Below are 7,109 nucleotides of genomic sequence, written 5' to 3'. Positions count from 1 at the left end.
CACCGACGCGATTGCCAGTTGGCGTCGAGTGCGCCATCGGCTGGCGGAGCCGCCGCGCCGACGATCGCTGCAACGGGTCAGCATTCGAATTGCTTTAGGTTAGCGCTGATGGGCGTTCGCCGGAATGACATCTGTCGGCGTTCGCCGGGATGACCTGCCTGCGCGCCCCGGGATGACAGGCTAAAGTGAACCCTCTGCCGCTCCCATTTGCTCGTCTCTTCCTTTCTCTTCTTTCCTCTTCCTCCCCCGAAAGCCCCCCATGACCGCTCCCCAAACCATCGTCCTCGCCGGCGGCTGCTTCTGGTGCACCGAGGCGGTGTACGTGAAGGTGCGCGGCGTGACCGACGTCGAATCCGGCTACAGCAACGGCACGGCGCAGCGCCCCAGCTACGAGCAGGTCTGCAGCGGCAGCACCGGCCACGCCGAAGTCGTCAAGCTCACCTACGACCCGCAGCAGATCAGCACGCGCCAGATCCTCGAGATCTTCTTCGTGGTGCACGACCCCACCCAGCTCAACCGGCAGGGCAACGACACCGGCACCCAGTACCGCAGCGGCATCTACTTCACCACCGACGAGCAGCGCCAGGTCGCCGAGGACATGATCCGCGAGATGAGCCGGGACCATCTGTACGACCGGCCCATCGTCACCGAGGTCCAGCCACTGGCCAACTACTGGCCGGCCGAGGACTACCACCAGGACTTCTTCGAGAAGAACCCCTACCAGGGCTACTGCGTCGCCGTGGCCGCGCCCAAGGTGGCCAAGTTCCGCAAGACCTTCGCGGAACTGGTCAAGGATTAGGGATCCTGGCTTTCTCCCTCCCCCTCTGGGGGAGGGTCGGAGTGGGGGCACGCACGGCCGCCACTGCCCAGCGCCCGAGGCCCCATCCCGGACTTCCCCCGGAAGGAAAGGAGAACTACCTCCCATCCGGTGCTAGGCTCGCCCGCTTTGCACTCCTGGGGCACACATGGCATGGGTGATCCTCGTCGTCGCCGGCTTGTTCGAGGTCGGCTGGGCGATCGGCCTGAAATACACCGAGGGCTTCACGCGCCTGTGGCCCACCGTGGGCACGGTGGCCGCGATGACGATCAGCGTGGTGCTGCTGGGCTGGGCGATGCGCACGCTGCCGGTGGGCACTTCCTACGCGGTGTGGACCGGCATCGGCGCCATGGGCACGGTGATCCTGGGCATCGTCCTGTTCGGCGAGCCGGCCACCGTGGCGCGGCTGGTGTGCGTGGGGCTGATCCTGGCGGGGATCGTGGGGCTCAAACTGACGCACGGGTGAGTGCGTGCGCCATTCAGGCGCCCTTCGGTACGGCGTGCTCGCGTAGCCAGGTCGCAAACTCGGGTTCGCTGATCTCACCCGCTGCCGCCCTCGCTGGTTTCGGTGACGAAGACCGTCTGCCCCTTCTCCAGCTTGAGCTTGGCCAGCACTTCGGGCAGGATCACTCCGACCGAGTTGCCGATCTGGGTCAGTTTCAGCACATGCATGGCTGGCTCCTGGGGCAAGGTCATAACGTGCGTTATGCCCTGCGTGGTACGCAGGGTGGACTCATTCAGCCAATGCCCGCAGCACGGCTTTGCCCTTCTTCATGACGCCCCGCGGCGGCGCCAACTGCCCATGCTCGCGGCACTCGTGCCCGCCACTCTCCAACTCGTCCAGGATGGGGCAGTCCGGCCGCTCGTCGCCGTGGCAGCAGTCGACCAGGTGCTGCAGCGTGCGGCGCATCGCTTCCATCTCCTCCAGCTTGCGCGTCAGCTCCTCGACATGCCGGCTGGCGATGCGATGCACCTCGTGGCTGGAGCGGCGGCGGTTCTGCCACAGCTTGACCAGCTCGGCGATCTCGGCCATCGAGAAGCCCAGGTCGCGCGAGCGGCGGATGAAGCGCAGCGTGTGCACCTCGCGCTCGCCGTATTGGCGGTAGCCGGAGTCGGTGCGGTGCACCGCCGGCAGCAGCCCCAGCGACTCGTAGTGGCGCACCATCTTGGCCGACACGCCCGAGCGGCGCGCGGCCTCGCCGATGTTCCAGGGGCCCACGGAGGCGACGCGGTCGTTCATTTCAGTTCCTCCAGCGCGCTTTCATCGCGCTCCCTTCCAGCGGCGCAGCAGCAGCGCATTGGTCACCACGCTGACGCTGCTGAAGGCCATCGCGGCGCCGGCGATCACCGGGCTGAGCAGGCCGAAGGCGGCCAGCGGGATGCCGACCACGTTGTAGATGAAGGCCCAGAACAGGTTCTGCCGGATCTTCGAATAGGTGCGGCGCGAGATGTCGATCGCATCGGCCACCAGCGCCGGGTCGCCGCGCATCAGCGTGATGCCGGCCGCGTGCATGGCGACGTCGGTGCCGGTGGACATCGCGATGCCGACGTCGGCGGCAGCCAGCGCGGGCGCGTCGTTGATGCCGTCGCCCACCATCGCCACCGTGCCGCTGGCGGCCTTGAGCTCGCCGATGATGCGCGCCTTGTCCTGCGGCAGCACCTCGGCGCGCACGTCGTCCATGCCGAGTTGCTTCGCCACGGAGCCCGCCGCCCCGGCGTTGTCGCCGGACACCAGGGCGGTGCGCACGCCCTGGCGGTGCAGCAGCGCGACCGCGTCGGCGGCGCTGGCCTTGAGCGTGTCGCCGAAAGCCAGCAGGCCCAGCAGGCGAGGGGCGGCGCCCACTTCCACCAGCCACGACACGGTCTGGCCGGAGGACTGCGCCTGCGCCGCGGCGTCGGCCAGCGGCCCGGCCGCGATGCCCAGCTCGTTCAGCCAGCGGGTGCTGCCCAGGCGCAGCTCGCGCCCGTCGACCCGGCCGGCGATGCCGCGGCCGGCCACGGCCTGCACGCCCTCGGCGGCCGGCGGCGCGATCGATTGCTCCTGCGCGGCGTTCACCACCGCGCGCGCCAGCGGGTGCTCGCTGCCGGCCTGCAGCGCGGCGGCCAGGCGCAGCAGTTGCTCGCGCTCGATGCCGGCCGGTTCAGCCGCGACCAGGCGCGGCTTGCCCTCGGTCAGCGTGCCGGTCTTGTCGAAGGCGACCACGTCGACCTTGTGCGCCACCTCCAGCGCCTCGGCGTCCTTGATCAGGATGCCGCGCCGCGCCGCCACGCCGGTGCCGGCCATGATCGCCGCGGGCGTGGCCAGGCCCAGCGCACAGGGGCAGGCGATCACCAGCACCGCCACCGCGTTCAGGATGGCCGCCTCCCAGTTGCCGCTGGCCAGGCCCCAGCCCGCGAGCGTGAGCAGCGCCAGCACCAGCACCACCGGCACGAACACCGCGCTGACCTGGTCAACCAGCCGCTGGATCGGCGCCTTCTTCGCCTGCGCCGATTCGACCAGCCGCACGATGCGCGCCAGCGTGCTCTCGGCGCCCAGCGCGGTGGCCTTCACCAGCAGCAGGCCTTCGGCGTTGACCGAGCCGCCGGTGACGCGGTCGCCCGCGTGCTTGGCCACCGGCAGGCTCTCGCCGGTGATCATGGATTCGTCCAGGTGGCTGCTGCCCTCCAGCACTTCGCCGTCGGCCGGCACCCGCTCGCCGGGGCGCACCACCAGGCGGTCGCCCAGCGCGAGCTGCGCCACCGGCAGCTCGATTTCGCGTCCGTCGCGCTGCACGCGCGCCACGTCGGGGCGCAGCGCATGGAGCGCGCGGATCGCCGCGGTGGTCTGGCGCTTGGCGCGGCCTTCCAGCCACTTGCCCAGCAGCACCAGCGTGATCACCACCGCCGACGCTTCGAAGTACAGGTGCGACATGCCGCCGTGGCCGGCGTGGCTGAACAGCTGCCAGACGCTCAGGCCGTAGGCGGCCGAGGTGCCGATCGCCACCAGCAGGTCCATGTTGCCGCTGCCGGCGCGCACCGCGGCCCAGCCGGCGCGGTAGAAGCGCGCGCCCAGCCAGAACTGCACCGGGGTGGCCAGTGCCCATTGCAGCCAGCCCGGCAGCATCCAGTCGCTGCCGGTGGCCATGGGGACCATTTGTGCCACCAGCGGCAGCGACAGGATCGCCGCGGCGATCACCGGCCAGGCGCTGTGCAGCACGCTGTCGGTCGGCTCGGCGGGCGCTTCGTCCTCCTGCAGCACGTGGGCCTGGTAGCCGGCCTTCGCGACGGCGGCGGACAGCGTGGACACGTCGGTGCCGGGATCGAGCAGGCACACCTCGGCGGTTTCGGTGGCGAGGTTGACCTCGGCGGTGGCGACGCCGGGTACTTTCTTCAGGGCCTTCTCCACCCGGTTGACGCAGGAGGCGCAGGTCATGCCCTCGATCTGCAGCCGCACCGGCGGCGAGGAGGGTGGGAGGGGGAGGGTGGCGGTCGTCATGCAGGCAGTCTGAACCTTTCCATCATGGTAAGGTCAAGCGGGCTGGATTCAATGACCGGCTCAGGGTGGGGCGCCGGCCCGCCGGCCTTGGCCGACTTGCCGGCTCGCGGCTCGGGCGGCCTTGACCTTGCCACCGTGGCAAGCTCCAGAGTGGCGATTCGTTCCTACAGGAGTTCTCCATGCATGAATTCAAGCTGCCCGACATGAGCTGCGGCCACTGCGTCAAGGCCGTCACCGAGGCCGCGCACGAGGTCGACCCGCAAGCCCGAGTGCAGGTCGACCTGGACCGCAAGCGGGCCACGGTGGAGTCGACCCAGCCGAAGGAGAAGTTCGCCGCCGCGCTGGCGGAGGCGGGCTATCCGCCGGCTTGAGGCCGGGTCCCATTGCAGCCCAAAGGTGTCATTGCGGCCCAAAGGTGTCATTGCGGGCGTGACCCGCAATCCATCACCCGACTGTTGAACACCGCCGGCGCCATGCAGCCCGCAGGAGATGGATCCCGGCGTTCGCCGGGATGACAAGCCTGGCTGCGCCGGGATGACAAAGTCCCGTGTCATTGCGGGCGTGACCCGCAACCCATCACCCGACCGTTGAACACCGCCGGCGCCATGCAGCCCGCAGGAGATGGATCCCGGCGTTCGCCGGGATGACAAGCCTGGCTGCGCCGGGATGACAAAGTCCCGTGTCATTGCGGGCGTGACCCGCAATCCATCACCCGACCGTTGAACACCGCCGGCGCCATGCAGTCCGCAGGAGATGGATCCCGGCGTTCGCCAGGATGACAAAGTCAGGTGCCCTTGCGGGCCGCTCCAGGTCCTCACCCCGAAGGATGCCGAGAACGCACCGGCGCGCGAGCATCCGCCGGTGAACTACTACGTCTACCTGCTCGCCAACCGCCGCAACGGCGCGCTGTATGTCGGCGTCACCAGGGGCCTTGTGCGCCGCATGTACGAGCACCGCGAGGGCCTCGCGGATGGCTTCACCAGGCGCTACGGCATCAAGCGCCTGGTGTGGTTCGATTCCACCGGCGACGTCCTCGCCGCCATCGCCCGGGAAAAGCAGCTGAAGGACTGGAAGCGCGCCTGGAAGATCGAGCTGATCGAGCGCAGCAATCCGGACTGGCGCGACCTGTACCCCTCGATCCTGGGATAGTCCACGCGGCCCTGTCAGACCAGCGCCGCCGCCACGGTGATCGCGCCGCCGGCGGCCGCAGCAGCCAGGTAGCCGGCCGCCACGCGCCCGGCGAGAGCGCGGCCCCCGAGCGCAGCGGCCATGCCGGACTTCACCAGCATGTTCGCCACCGCCGCCAGCACGATCGCGGTCGCGGTGGCCTCGGCCGCGAGCGCGCCGCTGCCCAGCATCTGCACGCTGGAGATCACGATCGCGTCCACGTCCACGGCGCCGGAGACGAAAGCCACTGCGTACACCCCGCGGGTGCCCAGCAGGTCCTGCGCGGCGTGCACCAGCACCGAGACCACCCCCAGCGCCAGCGCGAAGCCGAAAGCCGTGCCCAGGTCGAACAGCTTGGCTTCGCCGGTGACCCGGCCGTCCTGCGCCGATGCGCGCCGCCACCACAGCAGCGCAGCGGCCGCGAAGCTCGCCACGCCCATGGCCACCAGCAGTCCGCCCAGCCGCAACGCGGTCCCCGCCTGCAGCAGCGTGACCACCACGGCCATGCGCAGGAACATCATCCCGTTGGCGGCGACCACGGCTGCGGCGGCCGCCCGGGCCAGGGCCGGCGTGGCGCCGGCCGAACGGGACAGGGCCAGCGTGGCGGCGGTGGACGACGCCAGTCCGCCCAGCAAGCCCACCCACAACAGGCCGTGCTGGACGCCTTGCCAGCGGCTGGCCGCATGCCCCAGCAGCGACAGCGCCGCGATGAAGATCACCGCCAGCCACAACTGGAAGGGATTGATGGCGTCGTAGGGGCCGAAGCCCTCGTTGGGCAGCAGCGGCAGGATGACGGCGCTGAGCACGCCGAGTTGCAGCACGGCATCGAGTTCGGCGGCCTGCATGCGGCGCAGGCCGCGGTGCAGCGGTCCCTTGAGGTCCAGCAGCAGCGCCACCAGCACGGCGGCGCCGACCGCGGGCAGCGGGTAGCCCTGGCCGGATGCGGCGCCGAGCACGAAGGTGACCAGCGCCGCGATCGCGGTCGTGATGCTCAGGCTGCCGGTGCTGGAGGCGGTGCGCTGCCACGAGATCACGAACAGCGCGCCGGTGGCCAGCAGGCCGGCGGCGATCGGCCCGGGCGAGCCCGGCCAGCCCCAGCCGAGCAGGCCGCCCAGGAGGCCGATCAATGCGAATGTGCGCAGGCCCGCCACGCGGCCGCCCTCCGGCCGATCGCGCGCCTGCCATCCGCGCTGCAGGCCCACCAGCAACCCGCTCGCCACCGCGCCCCCGACGGACTGGAGGGTAGGAAGCAGGTCGGAGGGGAGGTCGCTCATCGAGGTGGATTGCACCATGGAAGGTTGCAAATGGCGGCTATTGCACGTTGTCCCGGCGAACCGTCGCATGTCATCCCGGCGAACCGTTGTATGTCACCCCGGCGAACCGTCGTATGTCACCCCGGCGAACGCGGGATCCATCTCCCGTGGACTGCACGGCGCTGGCGGTGTTCAAGCGTCGGGTGATGGATTGCCCCGGATCAAGTCCGGGGCAGGCTCCGTCAAGCCCGCAATGACACAGGACTTTGTCATCCCGGCGAACGCCCATCAGCGCTAACCTAAAGCAATTCGAATGCTGACCCGTTGCAGCGATCGTCGGCGCGGCGGCTCCGCCAGCCGATGGCGCACTCGACGCCAACTGGCAATCGCGTCGGTG

General features: G+C 70.0%; 7 protein-coding genes and 1 pseudogene. 4 read left to right on the top strand and 4 right to left on the bottom strand.

Going from position 1 to position 7,109, the window contains the following annotated elements; genetic code table 11:
- Positions 1-259: 259 nt before the first annotated feature.
- Positions 260-799: a peptide-methionine (S)-S-oxide reductase MsrA gene (gene msrA / locus V6M57_RS15200; RefSeq protein WP_332815843.1), complete on the top strand. Its 540-nt coding sequence runs from the start codon at positions 260-262 to the stop codon at positions 797-799.
- A gap of 166 nt (positions 800-965) precedes the next feature.
- Positions 966-1,283, top strand: a complete 318-nt coding sequence (gene sugE / locus V6M57_RS15195) for a quaternary ammonium compound efflux SMR transporter SugE (protein WP_332815842.1) — start codon at positions 966-968, stop codon at positions 1,281-1,283.
- 86 nt (positions 1,284-1,369) lie between these two features.
- Here the strand turns inward: sugE and V6M57_RS15190 are convergent.
- From V6M57_RS15190 to V6M57_RS15180, 3 genes and pseudogenes are all read right to left on the bottom strand, one after another.
- Positions 1,370-1,489 (bottom strand): annotated as a pseudogene (locus V6M57_RS15190) (AbrB/MazE/SpoVT family DNA-binding domain-containing protein); the annotation flags it as partial.
- A gap of 61 nt (positions 1,490-1,550) precedes the next feature.
- The gene (gene cueR, locus V6M57_RS15185; RefSeq protein ID WP_332815841.1) at positions 1,551-2,057 is read right to left on the bottom strand and encodes a Cu(I)-responsive transcriptional regulator; all 507 of its coding nucleotides are present in this window, start codon (positions 2,055-2,057) and stop codon (positions 1,551-1,553) included.
- Positions 2,058-2,078: 21 nt separating this feature from the next.
- Positions 2,079-4,292, bottom strand: a complete 2,214-nt coding sequence (locus V6M57_RS15180) for a heavy metal translocating P-type ATPase (RefSeq protein WP_332815840.1) — start codon at positions 4,290-4,292, stop codon at positions 2,079-2,081.
- Positions 4,293-4,471: 179 nt separating this feature from the next.
- Here V6M57_RS15180 and V6M57_RS15175 point away from each other — a divergent pair, with 179 nt between their 5' ends.
- Both V6M57_RS15175 and V6M57_RS15170 read left to right on the top strand, forming a co-directional pair.
- Positions 4,472-4,663, top strand: coding sequence for a heavy-metal-associated domain-containing protein (locus V6M57_RS15175; RefSeq protein WP_332815839.1), 192 nt, complete (start codon positions 4,472-4,474; stop codon positions 4,661-4,663).
- A gap of 490 nt (positions 4,664-5,153) precedes the next feature.
- Entirely contained in the window at positions 5,154-5,441 is a 288-nt protein-coding gene (locus V6M57_RS15170; RefSeq protein ID WP_332815838.1) for a GIY-YIG nuclease family protein, read from the top strand.
- Between the two features lie 14 nt (positions 5,442-5,455).
- Here V6M57_RS15170 and V6M57_RS15165 read toward each other — a convergent pair whose 3' ends face one another.
- Positions 5,456-6,733 carry an MgtC/SapB family protein gene (locus tag V6M57_RS15165; RefSeq protein WP_332815837.1) on the bottom strand — a complete coding sequence of 426 codons (1,278 nt, stop codon included), beginning with the start codon at positions 6,731-6,733 and terminating at the stop codon, positions 5,456-5,458.
- Positions 6,734-7,109: the final 376 nt, after the last annotated feature.

Origin of the sequence: Ramlibacter sp. (genome assembly GCF_036676645.1) — a bacterium.
Taxonomy (GTDB): domain Bacteria; phylum Pseudomonadota; class Gammaproteobacteria; order Burkholderiales; family Burkholderiaceae_C; genus Ramlibacter.
Note: the sequence above shows the minus strand (reverse complement) of the source record. Positions and strands in the feature narration are given on the sequence as shown.

Excerpts from the sequence above, each read along its gene's own strand:
- V6M57_RS15165 (WP_332815837.1), bottom strand. The coding sequence starts at position 6,733 with ATGAGCGACCTCCCCTCCGACCTGCTTCCTACCCTCCAGTCCGTCGGG.
- V6M57_RS15175 (WP_332815839.1), top strand. The coding sequence starts at position 4,472 with ATGCATGAATTCAAGCTGCCCGACATGAGCTGCGGCCACTGCGTCAAG.
- V6M57_RS15180 (WP_332815840.1), bottom strand. The coding sequence starts at position 4,292 with ATGACGACCGCCACCCTCCCCCTCCCACCCTCCTCGCCGCCGGTGCGG.
- sugE (WP_332815842.1), top strand. The coding sequence starts at position 966 with ATGGCATGGGTGATCCTCGTCGTCGCCGGCTTGTTCGAGGTCGGCTGG.
- msrA (WP_332815843.1), top strand. The coding sequence starts at position 260 with ATGACCGCTCCCCAAACCATCGTCCTCGCCGGCGGCTGCTTCTGGTGC.
- cueR (WP_332815841.1), bottom strand. The coding sequence starts at position 2,057 with ATGAACGACCGCGTCGCCTCCGTGGGCCCCTGGAACATCGGCGAGGCC.